The sequence below is a fragment of the Rhizobiaceae bacterium genome (genome assembly GCA_023953835.1).
In the GTDB taxonomy this organism is placed as follows: domain Bacteria; phylum Pseudomonadota; class Alphaproteobacteria; order Rhizobiales; family Rhizobiaceae; genus Mesorhizobium_G.
This window is the reverse complement of the sequence record JAMLJB010000001.1, coordinates 3,014,282-3,032,645: the sequence shown is the minus strand read 5'-3', so window position 1 is coordinate 3,032,645 and position 18,364 is coordinate 3,014,282. Positions and strand designations below refer to the sequence as shown.

The following is an 18,364-nucleotide window of genomic DNA, read 5'->3' as shown; positions in this document are numbered from 1 at the left end:
TTCAGCCGCAAGGCGGGGAATAGCCGATGCGTGCGCACAGGCGCAGCAGTTCGGCGTGGCGCGTCACCGATGACGGGGTGACGGCAGCATCGCCATATGCGCAAACGCTCTTCATGCGCCGCAGAATAGCCGAGCCCTGCGCCGCGCCGCAAGACGCACCGACCGGCCCACCGATGTCGATTCCTTCATGCTTTGCGTCGCCCGGCCCGCAACCGCCCGCATTGGGCCGCTGCAAGATGCTACGAGGACCAGAACCGCGAGCGCCGCCATGAACGCAGCCGTTGAAGCAGTTGAGCCGACCGTTTCTCCCGAGCGGTCACGCCGTGGCGGACGCGCCGGCAAGCGCGCGGGCGGTCCGGGTTTCGACCAGCCGCCGTTCCGCCAGCTCAAGATGGCGTTTCCGCCGACGAAGTTCATTTCCGACGACGAGCTGGAATCCATCCACCTCGCTTCGTTGCGTGTGTTGCAGGAAATCGGCGTCGAAGTCCTGCATGACGGCGCGCGCGAAACCATGAAGCGGCTTGGCGCGGATGTCGCGACCGGCTCGCAACGCGTGCGCTTCGACCCCGCCCTCATCATGGAATATATGGCGAATTGCCCGTCCGAGATCACGCTGCACGCCCGCAACCCCGCCCACAATGTGCGCTTCGGTGGCGACAATATCGTGTTTGCGCAAATGGGTTCGGCACCCAACTGCTCCGATACCGACCGCGGGCGGCGACCCGGAAATCAGCAGGACTTCCGCAATCTTGTGAAACTCGGCCAGGTGCACAACATCGTGCATGTCACCGGCGGCTATCCCGTCGAACCCATCGACCTGCACCCCTCGATCCGCCATCTCGACTGCCTGTCCGACTTCGCAACGCTGACCGATAAGGTGTTCCATTGCTACTCGCTGGGCCGGGAGCGCAATCTGGACGGCATCGAGATCGCCCGCATCGCGCGCGGCGTATCGCCGGAGCAATTGCTCCACGAGCCTTCCCTGCTGACGATCATCAACACCAACTCGCCGCTCAAGCTCGACATTCCCATGCTGGAGGGCATCATCCAGATGGCGTCGCACGGGCAATTGGTCGTGGTGACGCCGTTCACGCTGTCGGGCGCCATGGCCCCGGTCACCATTGCAGGCGCGCTGGTGCAGCAGAATGCGGAAGCGCTGGCAGGCCTCGCCTTTGCCCAGATGGTGCGCAAGGGCGCGCCGGTCGGCTATGGCGGCTTCACCTCGAATGTGGACATGAAGTCGGGCGCGCCCGCCTTCGGTACGCCGGAATATATGAAGGCGCAGCTTGTCGGCGGGCAACTGGCGCGGCGCTACAATGTCCCCTACCGCACCTCAAATGTCTGCGCCGCCAACACGGTCGATGCGCAGGCGGCCTATGAAAGCGTGTTCTCGCTATGGGGCTGCGTGCAGGGCGGCGGCAATTTCATCAAGCACGCAGCAGGCTGGCTGGAGGGCGGTCTTACCTGCTCCTACGAGAAAACAATACTCGACGTCGACCTCTTGCAAATGGTGGCGGAGTTCCTGACGCCGCTCGATCTGTCCCAGGACGCACTGGCCATCGAGGCCATCCGCGATGTCGGTCCGGGCGGACATTTCTTCGGAACGCCGCACACGCAGGCGCGCTACAAGACCGCGTTTTACCAACCCGTGCTTTCGGACTGGCGCAACTATGAGACCTGGACAGAGGCCGGGAGCCCGACCGCGATCCAGAAGGCAAACCGCATCTGGAAGGAGCGGCTTGCCACCTATGAAGCCCCGCCGCTGGACCCTGCGATCCGCGAGGAACTCGAAGCCTTCGTCGCGCGCCGAAAGGAAGAAGGCGGCGCACCGACCGATTTTTGATTGCCAGCTTGATTCAATCTCTTTGAAATTGGACCTATCCACATGAAATCTTACGCGAAAGCTGTTGTCATCGGTGGTGGAGTCGTCGGCTGCTCGGTGCTCTACCACCTCGCGAAGGCAGGCTGGACGGACATCATGCTGATCGAGCGCTCGGAGTTGACCTCCGGTTCGACATGGCATGCGGCGGGTGGCTTCCATACGCTGAACGGGGACCCCAACGTCGCCAAGCTGCAAGCCTACACGATCGGCCTCTACAAGGAACTCGAAGAGGTTTCCGGCCAGTCCTGCGGGCTGCATCTTGTCGGCGGTTTCATGATGGCGGATTCACCCGAGCGCATGGATTTCCTGCGGCTTGCCCATGCCAAGGGCCGCTATCTCGGCATGGATACGGAACTGGTCACGCCTTCCGAAGCCAAGGCGATGTTCCCGCTGATGGACGAGACGAATTTCGTCGGCGCGCTTTGGGACCCCGTGGAAGGCCACCTCGACCCTTCCGGCACCACCCATGCCTATGCGAAGGCGGCGCGCAAGCTCGGCGCAGAGATCGTTCTGCGCAACCCGGTCAGGGAACTGACGCAGGATGCGGACGGGACGTGGAACGTCGTCACCGAACAGGGCACGGTGAAAGCAGAGCATGTGGTCAACTGCGGCGGGCTTTGGGCGCGCGAGGTGGGGCGCATGGTCGGCCTCGAACTGCCGGTGCTGGCGATGGAGCATATGTACCTGCTCACCGAGGACATGCCCGAGGTCATCGAATACAACAAAACCAATGGCCGGGAGATTTGCCACGTCATCGACTTCAAGGGCGAGATCTATACGCGGCAGGAACGGCAGGGCATGCTGCTCGGCACCTATGAAAAGGCGTGCAAGCCGTGGTCGCCGGTCAACACGCCGTGGGACTTCGGCCACGAACTTCTCCAACCTGACATCGACCGCATCGCGCCTTCTCTCGAAGTCGGCTTCCGACATTTTCCAGCCATCGAGAAGGCGGGCATCAAGCAGATCATCAACGGTCCCTTCACCTTCGCGCCGGACGGTAATCCTCTCGTCGGGCCGGTGCAGGGCCTCACCAATTTCTGGGTGGCCTGCGGCGTGATGGCAGGCTTCAGCCAGGGCGGCGGCGTCGGGCTGGCGCTGTCCAACTGGATGGTGCACGGGGAACCCGGTTTCGACGTCTGGGGCATGGACGTGGCGCGCTGGGGCGAATGGGCCACGTTGCGCTACACCAACGCCAAGGTGCGCGAAAACTATTCGCGGCGTTTCTCGATCCGCTTTCCCAATGAGGAGCTTCCGGCAGGGAGGCCCAACCAGACCACGCCGCTTTACGACACGATGATCGCGCAGAACGCCGTCATGGGCGATAGCTGGGGATTGGAAACCCCGCTCTGGTTCGCGCCGAAAGGCACTGAGCCGAAGGACATCGTGTCCTTCCATCGCTCCAACGATTTCGAGCAGATCGGCAACGAAGTGCGCGCGACACGCGAAAGCGTTGGCGTCACGGAGATCGCGAATTTCGCGAAGTACGAGGTGTCCGGTCCGGGTGCCGAGGATTTCCTCAACCGGCTGATGACCAATCGCATGCCGAAGAAGGGTCGCATCGTGCTGACGCCGATGCTGAACGAGGGCGGCAAGCTGATCGGCGATTTCACTATCGCGAAAACCGGCAACGAGACGTTCATGATCTGGGGATCATCCGCCGCGCAGAAATACCACATGCGCTGGTTCGAGCGCCATCAGCCGAAGGACGGATCGGTCCACATCCGCCGCTTCGACCAGACGCTGGTGGGGCTTTCCATCGCCGGGCCGAAGGCGCAGGCATTGCTGCAAGAGCTGGTCGACGAAGATGTCTCGACCGCGTCTTTCAAATTCATGGACCACCGCAAGATGGCCGTCGGCGGCGCGCCCTGCATGATCAACCGCGTCACCTATACGGGCGATCTCGGCTACGAGATCTGGATGGAGCCCGCCTATCAGCGCAAGGTCTATGCAGCGATCAAGGAGGCGGGCGAGGAATTCGGCATTGTCGATTTCGGCATGCGCGCCCTGCTCTCCATGCGGCTGGAAAAGAACTTCCCGACCTGGTTCCGCGAGTTGCGGCCCATCTATGGACCGTTCGAGGGCGCGATGGAGCGCTTCATCCGGCTCGAAAAGAACGATTTCATCGGGCGCGAAGCGGCGGCGAAGGAAAAGGCGGGTGGCCCGAGATTGCGTCGCGTTTCGTTCGTGGTGGACGCCGAGGATGCCGATGTCATGGGCGACGAGCCGATCTGGGCGAGGGTCGACAAGGACTATGGCACCGTTGCGCCGTCACACGGCCAAGGCGCAACGCGCTATGGCCATGACGGCAAGCCCGCGAAAGGAGACGGCAAGCGCGTCGGCACAGACGGTTCAGGCGTGCTCGGTGCGGTCGATGGTGAATGGCGCGTCGTGGGCTGGGTGACATCGGGCGGCTATGCCCACTATGTGCAGAAGTCGATGGCGCAGGGCTATGTGCCTGCCGAACTCGCACAGGACGAGAGCGACGGCATGTTCGAGATTGAGATCCTCGGGCATAGACGGCCCGCCCGGATCAGTCTGCAGCCGCTGTTCGATCCAGCCGGGGAAAAAATGCGAGGGTGAGGTCGGCACCCCTCATCCGCCTGCCGGCACCTTCTCCCACAAGGGGAGAAGGCGGTGTCATCAGTGCCGTCTTCAATCACCAACGTCGCAGAAAGTGCGAGACGTGGTTGCCGTCGTCCTTCTCCCCCTGTGGGAGAAGGTGCCGGCAGGCGGATGAGGGGTGGTTTCCACTACCTCCAAGGCTCCAACGATCGATCACGGACAAAAGCAATGATGGTAGCGCACACGTTGTCCAGATCGCGCAGCACGTCATCGTTCCAAAACCGCAACACGCGAAATCCCTTACGTTTCAGGTCCGCGTCGCGCATCCGGTCATGGGCAGGATCGGCATGCTGGCTGCCGTCGAGTTCCACAATGAGACCCGCGCCGAAACAGACAAGATCGGCGATATAGGATCCAATCGGAACCTGTCGTCGAAACTTGATCCCATCAAGCCGCCTGTCGCGGAGTTCCGCCCACAGCCGTGCCTCTGCTTTGGTGGGCTCGCGGCGCATGCTCCGGGCATTGCTGCGTGAGCGAGTGGAAGAATACTGATGCGGCATCACATGAATTAACAACGTCTAATTCATTGCCCTTGTATCGCGAGTCCGGTCGCGCGCAACGCCGCTCGCAGTGTTTCGACAATCTCTGGCGGGGTAGACCTAGCAGTGATGAAAGGCAGGCCCCTGCGCCTCATCGTCCAGCCGACAACAGCCAGTTCCCGGGCGGGCGGTTCATGGCGACGTGCAAGGTGCCACGACATGCAATCGATGGCAGCTATGTCGGCACGACCGGCAGCGACCGCGCGGATGGAGGCGCGGTGCCCGCCGGTTGGCACCAACCGCGAAAAAATCTCGATGCTCTCTCCCGCGGCAATCAAATCCTGTGAAATACCCAGAAAGCCGGAGAGTGAGTCCGGAACATTGAAAGCAAGGCGCAGGCCGCGCATTGTCTCCAGCGGCATGATCGGCAGGTCGTCGTCAGGCGCCGGAACACCCTGCCCCGCCGCAACATCTTCTCTGCGCATCACGATTGCGCTGGAATAGAGTTCACCTGCGCCGCCCTCGATGCCGTCATAGCTCGGTTGCCCCAGAACCTGCACGAATCCTGAAAGCCCCTCGCCCATCGGTCCCCAGCACGTCTGCGAAAAAAGCAGAGCGGGCCGCTTCCAGAAATCCAGAAGGTCGCCCGTGTTGCGCTCAAGCGCCTCCGGGGCGGCGATGCCGCGCACGCGCAGAAAATCGCGCACCGCGAACCATTGCGCATCGACCTCGGCGTGCCGTTCGGGCCAATCATACATCGGCAAGGATGCTACAAGGAGATCGGCTGATATCATGACCTCAATATCGGACCCGTCAGACAGTGTTTAAGTCGGGCAGACACACAATAAGTCGCTGGCGCGGCTGAGTCATCGCACAAAGGCACAGCCCCAAACGGTCATTCCGCCGGGACGTGGGATGCCGGACTTGCGTGCTCGGTGCGGTGGCTGGCTAGCCATGCGCTGGCGCCGCCGCAGTCGGGTGTGGCCCGCAACACGGGATGGACGACCGGCTCCTTCGCGCGAAATGCGTAGGATTTCAGCATGGCGAAGTAGTTGGGAAACACATAGCCGTTGTTCATGCGCACCCAATCCTCGCGCCTTTCGCGGAACAGCTTCGGAAGCTTGTACCAGGCAACGGCGGGGCTGGCGTGATGCACGAAATGCAGGTTGTTGTTCAGGAACAGGAACGAAAGCGGGGTGCGCTCCACGATGACGGTGCGCCCCTCCGGGTTTTCATCCCATTGATGCTCCGCGAATGTGCGGATCGCGATCATCGATTGGCCGAGCCAGGCCGGAACGAGCACGTAAAGCCAGAACGGAATTCCGAAGCCGTAGACAACCGTCGGGACGACCACCGCCAACCCGGCGGCATGCAGCAGCCAGGCCCGTGTCACCGCACCGTCGCCGGACGCGATCAGCCGCGCATCGCCGATGACAAAACCGATCACCGAAAGCCACGGCCCGAGCACGAAGCGACCCACCATCGTGTTGTTGATGCGAAGCAACCCCTTCAGCCAGCGAGGCATCGTGTCGTGGCGCCACAGCGCTTGATAATAGCTCTCCGGATCGTCCATCGGATCGGTCAGCCGCTCATCGGCGTGATGGCGCAGGTGCAGCGCCTTGAACCGGCGATATGGCCAGGCGAGACCGATGGGCAGGAACACGAACGCTTCGTTGAGAAGCGCATTGCGCGTCGGATGGCCGTGCAGGACCTCATGCGATAGCGATGAATGCAGCGCGACGCAGAGACCCATCAGCAAAAGTGCTGCCACCGGAAATGACGGCCACACCAGAAGCCCGGCCACGATCCATAAGCCGTAGCAGAACAGCGCAAGCAGGACGGTCGGCCATTCGACCCTGAATTTTCGGCTGCGAAGGGTTCTGTCTGACATGCAAGCGATCGAAACGGATTCTGCTGACACAACGCTGTCACCAGATCGCCTCTCCCACAACGATACAATGTACAGAATCTGATTACATTGTGCATCTTTATTCTCACATGTTATGAATAGTGAACAGAAATGGCCATTGCTGTCAGGGACACATGGACAAACGCGATGTCTCGGCTCTTTTTCGGGAGCGCCTGAAAACGCTGCTGGCGCGTTCGGGCGTCAACCAGTCCACCTTTGCGGGAACTATCGGCATCGACCGGTCCGCGCTGTCTCAAATCCTGTCCGGGGCCACGACGCGTCTGCCGCGCGCCGAAACGCTGATGACCATCGCGCACGAACACAAGGTCTCGCTGGACTGGCTGCTGGGCCTATCGCAGGACGAGACGGTCACCGGGGAAATCCGGGACATGATGGAAATCGAGGAAGGCGTCTCGGGTTACGGCGAGTCCTTCATGGCGCGGTGGTATGCCGAGGCGGTGGGCATGAAGGTGCGCTATGTGCCGGCGGGCATTCCCGACCTCTTGCGCACGCAAGATCTGGTCGACTACGAGGCCGGCATCAGCCATCGTGATGCCGAGGCGCAGGCAAACGAAGCGCGCGATCGCATCGACTACAACCGGCGGCCGGAAACCGACATGGAAGCCTGCATGCCGCGCCATACGCTTGAGACATTCGCGCGCGGCATGGGTATCTGGAACGGCTTTCCGGCCTCGCTGCGCCGCCGCCAGTTGCTCCACATGGCGGCGCTGATCGAGGAACTTTACCCGGCATTTCGGCTCGTCCTCTATGACGGACGGCAGCGCTATTCCGTGCCTTACACGATCTTCGGATCGCTGCGCGCCGCGATCTATGTCGGCGACATGTACCTCGTTTTGAATGCACCGACGCCGATCTCGATGCTCACCCGGCATTTCGACAATCTGATCCGCGCAGCGGTCGTGCACGCCCACGAAACGGCTCGTTTTGCACGAACGCTTGCGACCAGCGTCGTTGACGACACATAAAGAGTTCTTTATATCCTTATCCGGTTTCCCTACACTGAAAGCTCGACGATGACACCCAATCCCATTGACGCCCTGCTGGCCGAAAAAGGCATATTGCTTGCGGATGGCGCGACAGGCACGAACCTGTTCGCGATGGGGCTGGAAGCGGGCGAAGCGCCGGAACTGCTGCTCGAAACCTCGCCCGAAACCATTGCGCAGCTTCACCAGCGCTTTGTGGATGCGGGCGCGGATATCATCCTGACCAATTCATTCGGCGGCACGCGCCACCGCCTGAAACTGCATCACGCACAGGACCGGGTGTTCGCGCTTAACAAGAAGGCCGCCGAAGTCGCCCGTTCTGTGGCGGACAAGGCAGGGCGCAAGGTGATCGTTGCCGGGTCGGTCGGGCCGACGGGCGAACTGCTGCAGCCACTCGGCGCACTGTCCTACGACGACGCTGTGGCGGCCTTTGTCGAGCAGATCGAGGGATTGAAGGCAGGCGGCGCGGAGGTTGCGTGGATCGAGACCATGTCTGCGCCGGAGGAAATCCGGGCGGCGGCCGAGGCCGCCATCAAGGTCGGCCTGCCCTACACCTATACCGGCTCGTTCGACACCGCCGGGCGCACGATGATGGGCCTGCTGCCGAAAGATATTCACGGCGTTGCGGACGGACTTGCCGATGCGCCCGTGGCGGTCGGGGCCAATTGCGGCGTCGGCGCTTCCGACATTCTCGCCTCGCTGCTCGACATGACGGCGGCGAAGCCCGAGGCAACCGTCATCGTCAAGGGCAATTGCGGCATCCCCGAATTTCGCGGCACCGAAATCCACTATTCCGGGACGCCGGAACTGATGTCGGACTATGTGCGGCTGGCGGTCGATGCAGGCGCGAGGATCATTGGCGGCTGCTGCGGAACGTCGTTCGCCCATCTCGCCGCCATGCGCGAGGCGCTGGACGGCCACAAGAAGCCGGCAGCGCGCCCGACCGTCGAGACGATCGTCGAGCGCATCGGCCCTCTGCGCAACAAGACGGCGAGCGAAACAGGCCCGGCGGAAGGACGTCGCCGCCGCCGGGCATAAGATCGTCAGAGATTGTCGATTTCCTGGCGCGCCCTGCGCAGGATTTCGAGCGCTTTCCGCGCTTTGTCGGCTTCGAGCGAGCCTTCCCGCATGCGCGAAAAGAGCGTGAATTTCAGCGCCCTCAACTCGTGTCCGAGCGTCGCGCCGTCCGACGCCGCCGAGATTTCGTCGATCTGCGCATTGATGCGCTCAAGCTCCCGCGCATTCTCTTCCAGAAAGGCGCGGCCTTCGTCTGTGATCGAGTAGAGCCGTTTGTTGCCGTCCGCGTCGGAGCGGACGAGGTCCGCCTCTTCCAGCATTTGCAGCATGGGATAGATCGCGCCGGGGCTCGGGCTGTATGCGCCCTGGAAGCGGGATTCCAGCGCCTTGATGATGTCGTAGCCGTGACGCGGCTCTTCCGCGATCAGGCCAAGCACGACAAGGCGCAGCGCGCCGCCGTCGAACAGGCGCTTGCCGCGACCGCCTAGCGGACCGCCACGATGGCCGCCGAACGGACCACCGCCAATGCGGCCCCCACGACCCCCAAATCCCCGACCGCCGGCCATATGCCAGGCGGACCCTTCACAATGTCTATGTCCAAACATGGATCTTCCTTTCGATATAACGTTCATGAGACATATTTACGCAAAGATATATCTTTGACAAGACATATCGCAAAAAAATGTGGCCGGCGCGCCCGCGCCGACCACACGCCCCTGCCCGAAGCGAAAGGAATTCTCTATTTCCGGTCCGTCGCGAGCGCGTCGGCGAGACGAACCAGCGTCAGGAACTCAGAGCGATATCCGAATGGATCGGAACCCCGTGCCTGGCGGGCAATGTCCTCGACCTGCGCATAGGACAGGCCGGAGACCTGGTCGGACTGGCGCAGTTTCTGCCCGAACGCTGCAACCGCAACGGAGAAGCGCTGGTCTTCGCCGGCGCTGTCGAAGCTGCCGACCTCGTTGGCCGCAGTGACGGGCGTCGTGATGAGCTTCGAGGTGTCGGCGTCCGGTTGCTTGTAGCGGATCTTCACGAAGGCATATTCTTCCGGGTGGGCCGTATTGCCGGGGTCCTGTCGCAGGGCCTCGCCGTAGCGCAGCGGGTCAATCTGCCGGGCCGGGCTATCCTTCGGCGTGATTTCGTAGATGGCCGTCACCGAATGGCCGGAGCCGATCTCGCCCGCATCGACCTTGTCGTTGTTGAAATCCTCGCGGGCCAGCGCCCTCGTTTCGTAGCCGATCAGCCTGTATTCGGAAACGACCTGCGGATTGAACTCGACCTGGATCTTCACGTCCTTGGCAATCGGGAACAAGGTCGAGGACGCATCCTCCACCAGCACTTTTTCCGCTTCCTGCAAGGTGTCGATATAGGCTGCGGTGCCGTTGCCGTTCTGGGCGAGCGACTGCATCAGCCGGTCGTTCAGGTTTCCGCGCCCGAAGCCGAGCACCGAGAGATAAACGCCGCTGTCGCGCTTCTCCTCGACAAGCCGGGTGAGGCTGTCGTCATCGGTCTGGCCGACATTGAAGTCGCCGTCCGTCGCCAGCATGATGCGGTTCACCCCGTCCTTCACGAAGGAGCGCTCCGCCAGCCTATAGGCTTCGCGGATGCCCGCCTCGCCCGCGGTCGAGCCGCCCGGATTGAGCGTATCGATGGCGGCGAGGATCGCCGCCTTGTCCGCCGCGCGGGTGGGTTCGAGCACCGTGCCAGCCGCACCGGCATAGGTGACGATGGAAACCGTATCGTCAGCGCGCAGTTTTCCAACCAGAAGCCGCATCGCGGCCTTCAGCAAGGGCAACTTGTCGGGTTCTTCCATCGAACCCGACACGTCAATCAGAAAGACGAGATTGGCCTTCGGCTGGGCCGTGGGCTGCAAATCGTATCCCTTGATGGCCACATGCATGAGCTTGGTACCGGCATTCCAGGGCGTCGGCATCACCGTGACGGTGGTATTGAAGGGTGTGGCGAGGCTTTCCGGCCCCTGCCAGCCATAGGGGAAGTAGTTCACCATCTCCTCGACGCGAACGGTATCGGGCTGCGGCAGGCGGCCTTCCTTCAGCGCGCGCCGCATATAGGCATAGGACGCGGTGTCGGTATCGATGGAGAAAGTGGAAACCGGCTGCTCCGCCACCGCCTTGAGCGGGTTCGTTTCAAAGCCCTCGATCCGGTCCCCATTCAGGGCTGCACCCGCGCCAGAATCCTGCGGAAGCGGCATAGGCGCGATAGTCGGCTGCGCCGCCGGGTTGCGCATCAAGCTGTCCACCGCGCCGACTGCGGCAAGAGGCGCGACCTTGCGACGGACCTGCTCGAACGATTCAGAGCGAGATTCAGCTTTCTGCGGCGCGACGGCTGTGAGAGCGCTCTCCTGCTCAGGCGCGTCTGCAGCCGGTTCGGATGGAGCATTTACAGCATCCTGCCCGACGAGCGCCTGAACTGCGAAAGGCCGGTCCTTCATGAGATAGAGTGCGGTGTATCCCGCAATCGGCAAGGCAACCATGCCCGCCAGTGCGGAAGTGGAAAGCAGTTTTCGGTCCATGATCTCACCCCAGAGTTTCAAAGCTCGTTCAGTGAGACGCGCGCCATTGCGCGATCCTTGGGCCGCGTTCGCGGAATTATGCTGTGCGAATGCCTGCATGGCGGCGGCAAGCGCCTCCCGGCGCGCCTCCGCGCGCGGCTCGGGCGCTTCGATCCCGGCCAGTTTCCGCAACATCCGGTCATCGGTCATGGTCGTGCTTCCCCGGCTTCCCGCATCAACAGCTTCAGCCGCTTCTTTGCCTCGTGGATGTGCCAGGAGACGGTGGTTTCCGATATGCCCATCACTTCGGCGGCGCGCGCGTGGGACAGTTCTTCGCCGTAGACCAGCAGCACCGCGTCGCGCTGCTTGGGCGGCAGGCGTCGCACCGCGTTCCACACCTCGTCGGCTGGGTCCGCCGCCAGTTCGCCATCGACGGCAGCCGCGCCCAGCGCATGGACCCTGTATGCCTCGTCACGCGCCGCAAGACGCAGATCCTTGCGCTTCAAATCGCGCACGGCATTCAATGTCATTGAATAAAGCCAGGTGCTGAATGCCGAACCACCCCGATAGGAGGCGATGCCGCGTGCAATCCGCAGGCAAACCTCCTGCGCAATGTCCTCAGCGTCCGACCGGCTGGCGCACCAGCGATAGGCAACCTTGAAAATGAAGTCGTAGTGGCGTTCGACAAGCGCGCCAAATGCTGAGCTGTCGCCCGCAACAGCGCGATTAATCAAGTCTTTTTCCGCTATCGTCACGTAGCCAGCGACCCCATCCAGATAATCCTTTGACGATTCAATTGGTCTAAACCTTGGGGACAGCGACGAAAAAGAATGCACAGAAAGCAGGCATCCAAATATTAACGATCCGGTAACAAATCGCGTTTTGCCACATCTCAGCCACAATTCACCCCAATTAAACTGAACTCGGTCTGATCGGCCGCACATGCGCGTATCTTTTTTTGTCTCGTAGGACGCGATGCAGTTTCGAATCAGTACATGCGCCGGAGTCTCCGGCGGGGCGTTCGTGTTGTGAGCGATCCCAAAACAACGCTTCTGGTGCTCGGCGCCGGCTGCGCAGCCATGATTGGCGTTGCTGCGGCCGTCGTGTCGGCGGGCTCGTTCTTCTCCGACCTTCCAACGACAAGCGCGCAGGCGAGCGTCTATCAATTGCCTCCCCGCAAGGTGAAAACGGTCGCGATCGTGGACAAGCCTGCGGAAAAAGGCCCGGCCGTAACGCCCAATGCGGATCGGTCCTCGACCGCTTCGGTGGTTCCCGTCAGGGAAAAAAGCGCTCTTCACGGCGCAAGTCCGCGCTGGGCGCGCGTCGGTTCCTCCAATTCTCCGTCGCTTTCCGACCGGCAGGCGCTGCTTGCCGCCTATGCGGATGACCAGGCGGACACAATCGACGTCAGTACAGGCACGACGGTCCTTCCCGAAACTGTCACGCCCGACGATCCGTTTGCGATGATCGTCACACCGGATGAGAATTCCGAGCCATCTGTTGAATTGGCCGGCACCGTGCTCCGCGTCCCCGCTCCCGCGCCGCGCCAGAGCGCGGCGAAGGAACCGGACGACGACAATGACGCGCCCGCACCAAAAGTAGCGACAACCGGGCGCGCCCTGAGCGACAGTTCCACTCTCAACGAAGCGGCGAACATGCGGGCAGCACCTCGCAGCGGGTCGCGGGTCCTCATGGTGGTGCCGGACGGCGCGCGTATTTCAATCGCACCGGGCTGCGAGCAGTGGTGCGAAATCTCCTACAACGGGCGTCGCGGCTTCGTTTACAAGGATTTCATCGGCGGTGGTCGTGCCGCATCGAGACCGCGAGCCAAAACGGAGACAGTCAGCGCCGATCCGCTGGACAAGACCATTTACGGCGATTCCAACTTCATCAGCTCGGGCAAGCCCGGCGCGAAAGCCTCGCAAAGCGACGATGGCGAACAATCCACGGCTGATGCGGCGGCAGCACCTGCCAAGAAGATCATCTTCGAGCCGCCAAACCGCTAGAGCGTTTCGCAGTGAAACGCTCTAAGCAGCAAATGCTTCCATGAAAAAGCGCTGTGTCGTGGCCGGATAGCGAAAGTCCGTGCCGGCAGGGCAGGCATTGCGGTCAAGGCACCCTTCCTCGCGGCATCGGTGTCCATCCCCTCTCACATGGTCGAGGCATTGGCGATAGGCAAATCCGTGCAGCCCGTGCGCGCTTACCGGACATGCCGTCAGGCAGGGCTTTTCCGCGCAGCCGTCGCAGGGGTGTGGGTGCTGCGAAGCCGTCTCGATCTCCAGCGGTTCGTCAAACAGCAGCGCGCCGCGATACGCATGCCAAAGGCCAAACTCGGGATGCATCAATATGCCAAGCGGCGAGGGCCGCAGATGTTCGGCGCGCATCGCCCATTGTTGAAACGGCGCAAAGGGCCGGTCGTTGGGCAGCACCGCCCTTGCACCTGCCTCGCGCGCAGCAGCGCCGATCACCATGCGCGACCAGCTATCCAGCGGGTTTGCGACGGCTTGCGCCTGTTGCTCGCGCCAGCGCACGAAATGCGACCAGAAGGCCGCGCCGACATTGCCAACGAGCAGCACCGCCCTCGCCGGGCGACCTGATGGGCCGGGAGGACACTCCTCGCCCGGCTCGAGATTGAAGCCGCCACGAAGGCTCAGGCCCGAATCTGCAAGCCCGCGCAGGATCACGTCAATGGATTACGGCTGTCGGCAAGGATGCGTCCGCCCAGCAGGATGAAGCACGCACCTGCGAATTGCTCGATGCGATGCCGCGCATGGCCAAACGAGCGCATGACCGGTCCAGACGACATGAACAAGCTGACGACCGTATACCAGGCGAGGCTGCTCGCGATGACCAGCGCCACCATCAGCGCCATGAGCCAGCCCGGCGTGGCGGGCGTGACCGCCGTCGCGAAAACGCTGGCGAACAACACGATGGCCTTGGGATTTGTGGCGGTGACGCCAAGGCCGAACAGGAACGCGTTGCGCTGCTTCGCCGACCCGCCATCCATTTCAATCGACTGCGGCTTTGCGAAGAGCAACCTGATACCGAGATAGACCAGATAGAGGCCGCCCGCGACGCGGATCGCAAGGGCAAGCCACTCAAAGCGCATCAGCACGGCGGAAAGGCCGAGCATTCCAAGCGTTGCATAAAAGCCAAGGCAGAGCGAAACCCCGAGCGCGGTCAACAATCCAGCGCGCGGCCCCGCCGTCATCGACGACCTCACGACGCCGACGAAATCGGGACCGGGCAAAATCAGCGCCGGAATGAAGATGGCAAAAACGCTGACGAGCGTTACAAACGGGTCCATGTTCGCTACCGAACCTGCACGACTTCATTCGCCTGAGCGGAATGCGCTCCGCCAGACTTCCTTATGGATGATTTCAGCCACTTTAGCCCGGCTTGAATCGGGCTCCTTTCAAGTGAAGGCGTCAGGCATCGACTCCTTCTTCTGCCTTATGAAAGCCTGCAGCGCTTCGTCAATCCCTTCATCGAGATGCGGCGCCTCGTAGCTCTCCAGCCAGCGCCGCGCCAGGTCGTTGGCGCGCTGCGGGGCCGATTTCTGCCCTTCCGCCTGCCACTGCTCAAACGAATTGTTGTCGGCGATGGCGGAGCGATAAAATGCCGTCTGGAAGTTCGCTTGCGTATGGTTGCAACCCAGATAGTGGCTGCCGGGGCCGACTTCGCGGATCGCGTCCATCGCCTGCCCGTTTTCGGACAGGTCGACACCCTCGCAGAATTTCTGCTGCATGCCGAGCTGGTCGACGTCCATCATGAACTTTTCGTAGCAGGAGGCGAGGCCGCCTTCGAGCCAGCCCGCCGAATGAAGCACGAAATTTGTTCCCGCGAGAATGGTCGAATTCAGCGTGTTGGCGCTCTCATATGCCGCCTGCGCGTCCGGGATCTTCGAGGCGCAGAGCGAGCCGCCCGTGCGGAACGGTAAGCCGAGCCTGCGCGCCAGTTGCGCCGCGCCGTAGGAGACCAGCGAAGGCTCCGGCGTGCCGAAGGTCGGCGCGCCCGACTGCATGGAGATGGAGGATGCGAAGGTGCCGAAGATCACCGGCGCGCCCGGGCGTATCAACTGCGTCAGCGCCGCGCCCGCCAGCACTTCGGCCAGCACTTGCGTGAGCGTTCCCGCCACCGTGACTGGGCTCATTGCGCCGGCAAGGATGAAGGGCGTGACAATGCAGGCCTGGTTGTTGCGTGCATAGACTTTCAACGCGCCGAGCATGGTTTCGTCGAACACCATCGGCGAGTTGGCGTTGATAAGGCTGGTCAGCACAGTATTGTTCTGGACGAACTCGTCGCCGAAAACGATCTTGCACATCTCCACCGTATCTTCGGCGCGTTCTGGCGCGGTGACGGACCCCATGAAAGGCTTGTCCGAGTAGCGGATATGCGAATAGATCATATCCAGATGGCGCTTGTTGACCGGCACGTCGACCGGCTCGCAGACCGTGCCGCCGGAATGATGGATCGACGGCGCCATATAGGCGAGCTTCACGAAATTGCGGAAATCCTCGATAGTGGCGTAGCGCCGATTGCCATCGAGATCGCGCACGAAGGGCGGGCCGTAGACCGGCGCAAACACGGTGCCCTTGCCGCCGATCTCAACCGAGCGGGCGGGATTGCGGGCGTGTTGGGTGTAGATGGGGGGCGCAGTCCTGAGCAGGGAACGCGGCAGGCCCTTGGGGAAGTGCACGCGCTCGCCCTTGATGTCGGCGCCCGCATCCTTCCACAGCTTCAGCGCCTCGGCATCGTCGCGAAACTCGATGCCGATCTCCTCGAGCACCGTGTCGGCGTTCTTCTCGATCAGCGCCAGACCTTCCGCGTCGAGAACCTCGTAGAGCGGGATCCTGCGCTTGATATAGGTGAGTTGCGTGCCGGGTCCGCTGCCACCGCGCGCCGCGCGCCTCGCCGCTGCGCCGCCGCCACGATCCGCCCTGCTCCGCCGGCCTGCACCGGCGGTTTCCCGTTCGACCGACAGATTGTCGTCCATGGTCCTGTTCCTCGCACAAGAATACGTGCCGATGACCGGCCTGGCCAGATCGTAGCCATGCAACCTATGCGAAACGGCCCGGCAGCGCCAAGCCCTGTCTCAAAATCGACAAGCAATGCGATGATTTTACGGTCGCTTTCCTTTTGCGTTAGGTCGCAAATCGGCTATGGGAAATTAACCGCCGCACTGTACTTTCGCACCAACAATATATCGCCTCAGGAGCCGATCATGGCCGACGACGAAATTATCCTCTCGGAACTCTCCGACGACGAACTCGTCCAGCAGATGCATGACGACCTCTATGACGGGCTGAAAGAGGAAATCGAGGAGGGCACTAACATCCTTCTCGAACGTGGTTGGGAGCCGTATGTCGTCCTGACTGAAGCCTTGGTGGAAGGCATGCGGATCGTCGGCGAGGATTTCCGCGACGGCATCCTGTTCGTGCCCGAGGTGCTGCTTTCCGCGAACGCCATGAAGGCGGGCATGTCGATCCTTCGCCCGCTGCTGGCCGCCACCAACGCCCCGAAGCAGGGCAAACTGGTGATCGGCACCGTGAAGGGCGACATTCACGACATCGGCAAGAACCTCGTCGGCATGATGATGGAAGGCGCCGGCTTCGACGTCGTCGATCTCGGCATCAACAATCCGGTCGAGAACTATCTGGCCGCGATCGAGGAGCACAAGCCGGACATTATCGGCATGTCGGCGCTCCTGACCACCACCATGCCCTATATGAAGGTCGTCATCGACACGATGAAGGAAAAAGGCATTCGCGACGACTATGTCGTTCTGGTTGGCGGCGCGCCGCTGAACGAGGAATTCGGCAAGGCCGTGGGTGCCGATGCCTATTGCCGCGACGCCGCGGTGGCGGTCGAAACCGCCAAGGACTATATGAAGCGGCGACACAACGTGCGGGCGTGAATGAAAAGGCCGCGCTCAGGGCGCGGCCAATCAAGCTATCCGTCGAGGGTGTCCTCCACCGCCTGGCCTGTCTGTTTCACGTCTTTGCCGACGCCGCGAACGGTATTGGCGCATGCGGATGCCAGCAGGGCAAGGCTGAGGATGGCGACCGGGGCAAGTCTTGACAGTGTCATGGACGATAACTCCCTCATTGGATAGATTTGGCGGGAGATGAACGCGAGGCAAGCTTGAAGGTTCCGACTCATGGGCGGCAAGGCGACACAGACATCGGGTGAAAGGCTGCTTGTCATTGGCTGCGGAATGATCGCGCGCGAGGTGCTCGCGGTGAAGGAACGGCTCGGGCTCGACCATCTCGACCTGACCTGCCTGCCCGCCGAGTTCCATTTTTATCCAGACCGCATCGCGCCCGCGATGGACGAAGCGCTGACGAAGGCCCGCAGCGAGGGCTATGACCGCATTTTCGTGGGCTACGCGGATTGCGGCACCGGCGGCATGCTGGACCGGGTGTGCGAGAAGCACGGCGTCGAGCGCATGGAGGGGCCGCACTGCTTCGCCTTCTATCAGGGCGCCTCCGCCTTCGAGGCGTCGGGCGAAGCCGACATGCTGGCCTTCTACATGACGGATTTTCTGTGCCGCCAGTTCGAGGCGTTCTTCATCCGCCCGCTTGGACTCGACCGCCACCCCGAACTCATTGCGGACTATTTCGGCAATTACGAAAAGCTGATCTACCTTGCGCAGACAGACGATCCCGCGCTGGACAAGGTTGCCGAAGGGGCCGCCAGCCTGCTCGGCCTTGCCTATGAACGCAGGTATACGGGCTATGGCGACCTTGTTCCCTCGCTCGCGCTCAGAACCCCAAACTGAGTGATCCGCCTACCTCCATGCTCGCCTTCTGGTCGGTTTGATTTGCATCACGTCGCCAATTATGTTTCAGGGCTGAAAGCTGTCATCAAAGATTAAGGCATGCCCCACACAATTCCGGTGGGCTGCTTCGCCGGAGAAAATGCGCGCATGGGGCTTCG

18 protein-coding genes are annotated in these 18,364 nt (G+C 62.1%); 7 read left to right on the top strand and 11 right to left on the bottom strand.

Annotation, left to right across the window (positions count from 1 at the left end; all coding sequences use genetic code 11):
* Nucleotide 1: 1 nt before the first annotated feature.
* On the bottom strand, nt 2-235 hold the full coding sequence (locus tag M9924_14240; GenBank protein ID MCO5065556.1) for a hypothetical protein: 234 nt from the start codon (nt 233-235) through the stop codon (nt 2-4).
* Nucleotides 236-268: 33 nt separating this feature from the next.
* Between M9924_14240 and M9924_14235 the strand changes: the two genes are divergently transcribed.
* Both M9924_14235 and M9924_14230 read left to right on the top strand, forming a co-directional pair.
* The gene (locus M9924_14235; GenBank protein ID MCO5065555.1) at nt 269-1,843 is read left to right on the top strand and encodes a trimethylamine methyltransferase family protein; all 1,575 of its coding nucleotides are present in this window, start codon (nt 269-271) and stop codon (nt 1,841-1,843) included.
* 42 nt (nt 1,844-1,885) lie between these two features.
* Nucleotides 1,886-4,462, top strand: a complete 2,577-nt coding sequence (locus M9924_14230) for an FAD-dependent oxidoreductase (GenBank protein MCO5065554.1) — start codon at nt 1,886-1,888, stop codon at nt 4,460-4,462.
* A gap of 170 nt (nt 4,463-4,632) precedes the next feature.
* Here M9924_14230 and M9924_14225 read toward each other — a convergent pair whose 3' ends face one another.
* The 3 genes from M9924_14225 to M9924_14215 form a co-directional block, all read right to left on the bottom strand.
* On the bottom strand, nt 4,633-4,956 hold the full coding sequence (locus M9924_14225; protein MCO5065553.1) for an endonuclease domain-containing protein: 324 nt from the start codon (nt 4,954-4,956) through the stop codon (nt 4,633-4,635).
* 71 nt (nt 4,957-5,027) lie between these two features.
* Nucleotides 5,028-5,741 carry a PhnD/SsuA/transferrin family substrate-binding protein gene (locus M9924_14220; protein ID MCO5065552.1) on the bottom strand — a complete coding sequence of 238 codons (714 nt, stop codon included), beginning with the start codon at nt 5,739-5,741 and terminating at the stop codon, nt 5,028-5,030.
* Nucleotides 5,742-5,878: 137 nt separating this feature from the next.
* Complete coding sequence (locus M9924_14215; protein ID MCO5065551.1) at nt 5,879-6,874, bottom strand: fatty acid desaturase; 996 nt, start codon at nt 6,872-6,874, stop codon at nt 5,879-5,881.
* 152 nt (nt 6,875-7,026) lie between these two features.
* On the opposite strand from M9924_14215, the gene M9924_14210 reads away from it, so the two are divergent.
* The gene (locus M9924_14210) at nt 7,027-7,878 is read left to right on the top strand and encodes a helix-turn-helix domain-containing protein (protein MCO5065550.1); all 852 of its coding nucleotides are present in this window, start codon (nt 7,027-7,029) and stop codon (nt 7,876-7,878) included.
* A gap of 48 nt (nt 7,879-7,926) precedes the next feature.
* Nucleotides 7,927-8,934, top strand: a complete 1,008-nt coding sequence (bmt, locus tag M9924_14205) for a betaine--homocysteine S-methyltransferase (protein ID MCO5065549.1) — start codon at nt 7,927-7,929, stop codon at nt 8,932-8,934.
* A 5-nt stretch (nt 8,935-8,939) separates the two neighbouring features.
* Here bmt and M9924_14200 read toward each other — a convergent pair whose 3' ends face one another.
* The 3 genes from M9924_14200 to M9924_14190 form a co-directional block, all read right to left on the bottom strand.
* Nucleotides 8,940-9,518 (bottom strand): PadR family transcriptional regulator, encoded by a 579-nt coding sequence (locus M9924_14200; GenBank protein MCO5065548.1) that lies wholly within the window; start codon nt 9,516-9,518, stop codon nt 8,940-8,942.
* 134 nt (nt 9,519-9,652) lie between these two features.
* Nucleotides 9,653-11,635 carry a VWA domain-containing protein gene (locus M9924_14195; GenBank protein MCO5065547.1) on the bottom strand — a complete coding sequence of 661 codons (1,983 nt, stop codon included), beginning with the start codon at nt 11,633-11,635 and terminating at the stop codon, nt 9,653-9,655.
* Nucleotides 11,632-12,159 carry an RNA polymerase sigma factor gene (locus M9924_14190; GenBank protein MCO5065546.1) on the bottom strand — a complete coding sequence of 176 codons (528 nt, stop codon included), beginning with the start codon at nt 12,157-12,159 and terminating at the stop codon, nt 11,632-11,634. Before M9924_14190 ends, M9924_14195 begins: the two co-directional genes overlap by 4 nt.
* A gap of 294 nt (nt 12,160-12,453) precedes the next feature.
* On the opposite strand from M9924_14190, the gene M9924_14185 reads away from it, so the two are divergent.
* Nucleotides 12,454-13,431, top strand: coding sequence for an SH3 domain-containing protein (locus M9924_14185; protein MCO5065545.1), 978 nt, complete (start codon nt 12,454-12,456; stop codon nt 13,429-13,431).
* 21 nt (nt 13,432-13,452) lie between these two features.
* On the opposite strand, the gene M9924_14180 is transcribed toward M9924_14185, so the two are convergent.
* The 3 genes from M9924_14180 to M9924_14170 form a co-directional block, all read right to left on the bottom strand.
* The gene (locus M9924_14180) at nt 13,453-14,115 is read right to left on the bottom strand and encodes a hypothetical protein (GenBank protein MCO5065544.1); all 663 of its coding nucleotides are present in this window, start codon (nt 14,113-14,115) and stop codon (nt 13,453-13,455) included.
* The gene (locus M9924_14175) at nt 14,106-14,732 is read right to left on the bottom strand and encodes a LysE family translocator (protein ID MCO5065543.1); all 627 of its coding nucleotides are present in this window, start codon (nt 14,730-14,732) and stop codon (nt 14,106-14,108) included. Before M9924_14175 ends, M9924_14180 begins: the two co-directional genes overlap by 10 nt.
* A 108-nt stretch (nt 14,733-14,840) precedes the next feature.
* Nucleotides 14,841-16,421 carry a trimethylamine methyltransferase family protein gene (locus tag M9924_14170; protein ID MCO5065542.1) on the bottom strand — a complete coding sequence of 527 codons (1,581 nt, stop codon included), beginning with the start codon at nt 16,419-16,421 and terminating at the stop codon, nt 14,841-14,843.
* Nucleotides 16,422-16,649: 228 nt separating this feature from the next.
* Here M9924_14170 and M9924_14165 point away from each other — a divergent pair, with 228 nt between their 5' ends.
* Nucleotides 16,650-17,342, top strand: coding sequence for a B12-binding domain-containing protein (locus tag M9924_14165; GenBank protein MCO5065541.1), 693 nt, complete (start codon nt 16,650-16,652; stop codon nt 17,340-17,342).
* Between the two features lie 35 nt (nt 17,343-17,377).
* Here M9924_14165 and M9924_14160 read toward each other — a convergent pair whose 3' ends face one another.
* The gene (locus tag M9924_14160; GenBank protein MCO5065540.1) at nt 17,378-17,515 is read right to left on the bottom strand and encodes an entericidin A/B family lipoprotein; all 138 of its coding nucleotides are present in this window, start codon (nt 17,513-17,515) and stop codon (nt 17,378-17,380) included.
* A 70-nt stretch (nt 17,516-17,585) separates the two neighbouring features.
* Here M9924_14160 and M9924_14155 point away from each other — a divergent pair, with 70 nt between their 5' ends.
* Nucleotides 17,586-18,206 carry a DUF1638 domain-containing protein gene (locus M9924_14155; GenBank protein MCO5065539.1) on the top strand — a complete coding sequence of 207 codons (621 nt, stop codon included), beginning with the start codon at nt 17,586-17,588 and terminating at the stop codon, nt 18,204-18,206.
* The last annotated feature ends 158 nt before the right edge of the window (nt 18,207-18,364 follow it).

Bases quoted from the DNA above. Each gene is read 5' to 3' on its own strand.
- M9924_14235 (MCO5065555.1), top strand. From the start codon at position 269: ATGAACGCAGCCGTTGAAGCAGTTGAGCCGACCGTTTCTCCCGAGCGG.
- M9924_14230 (MCO5065554.1), top strand. From the start codon at position 1,886: ATGAAATCTTACGCGAAAGCTGTTGTCATCGGTGGTGGAGTCGTCGGC.
- M9924_14225 (MCO5065553.1), bottom strand. From the start codon at position 4,956: ATGCGCCGCGAGCCCACCAAAGCAGAGGCACGGCTGTGGGCGGAACTC.
- M9924_14220 (MCO5065552.1), bottom strand. From the start codon at position 5,741: ATGTATGATTGGCCCGAACGGCACGCCGAGGTCGATGCGCAATGGTTC.
- M9924_14215 (MCO5065551.1), bottom strand. From the start codon at position 6,874: ATGTCAGACAGAACCCTTCGCAGCCGAAAATTCAGGGTCGAATGGCCG.
- M9924_14210 (MCO5065550.1), top strand. From the start codon at position 7,027: ATGGACAAACGCGATGTCTCGGCTCTTTTTCGGGAGCGCCTGAAAACG.
- bmt (MCO5065549.1), top strand. From the start codon at position 7,927: ATGACACCCAATCCCATTGACGCCCTGCTGGCCGAAAAAGGCATATTG.
- M9924_14200 (MCO5065548.1), bottom strand. From the start codon at position 9,518: ATGTTTGGACATAGACATTGTGAAGGGTCCGCCTGGCATATGGCCGGC.
- M9924_14195 (MCO5065547.1), bottom strand. From the start codon at position 11,635: ATGACCGATGACCGGATGTTGCGGAAACTGGCCGGGATCGAAGCGCCC.
- M9924_14175 (MCO5065543.1), bottom strand. From the start codon at position 14,732: ATGGACCCGTTTGTAACGCTCGTCAGCGTTTTTGCCATCTTCATTCCG.
- M9924_14170 (MCO5065542.1), bottom strand. From the start codon at position 16,421: ATGGACGACAATCTGTCGGTCGAACGGGAAACCGCCGGTGCAGGCCGG.
- M9924_14165 (MCO5065541.1), top strand. From the start codon at position 16,650: ATGGCCGACGACGAAATTATCCTCTCGGAACTCTCCGACGACGAACTC.
- M9924_14160 (MCO5065540.1), bottom strand. From the start codon at position 17,515: ATGACACTGTCAAGACTTGCCCCGGTCGCCATCCTCAGCCTTGCCCTG.
- M9924_14155 (MCO5065539.1), top strand. From the start codon at position 17,586: ATGGGCGGCAAGGCGACACAGACATCGGGTGAAAGGCTGCTTGTCATT.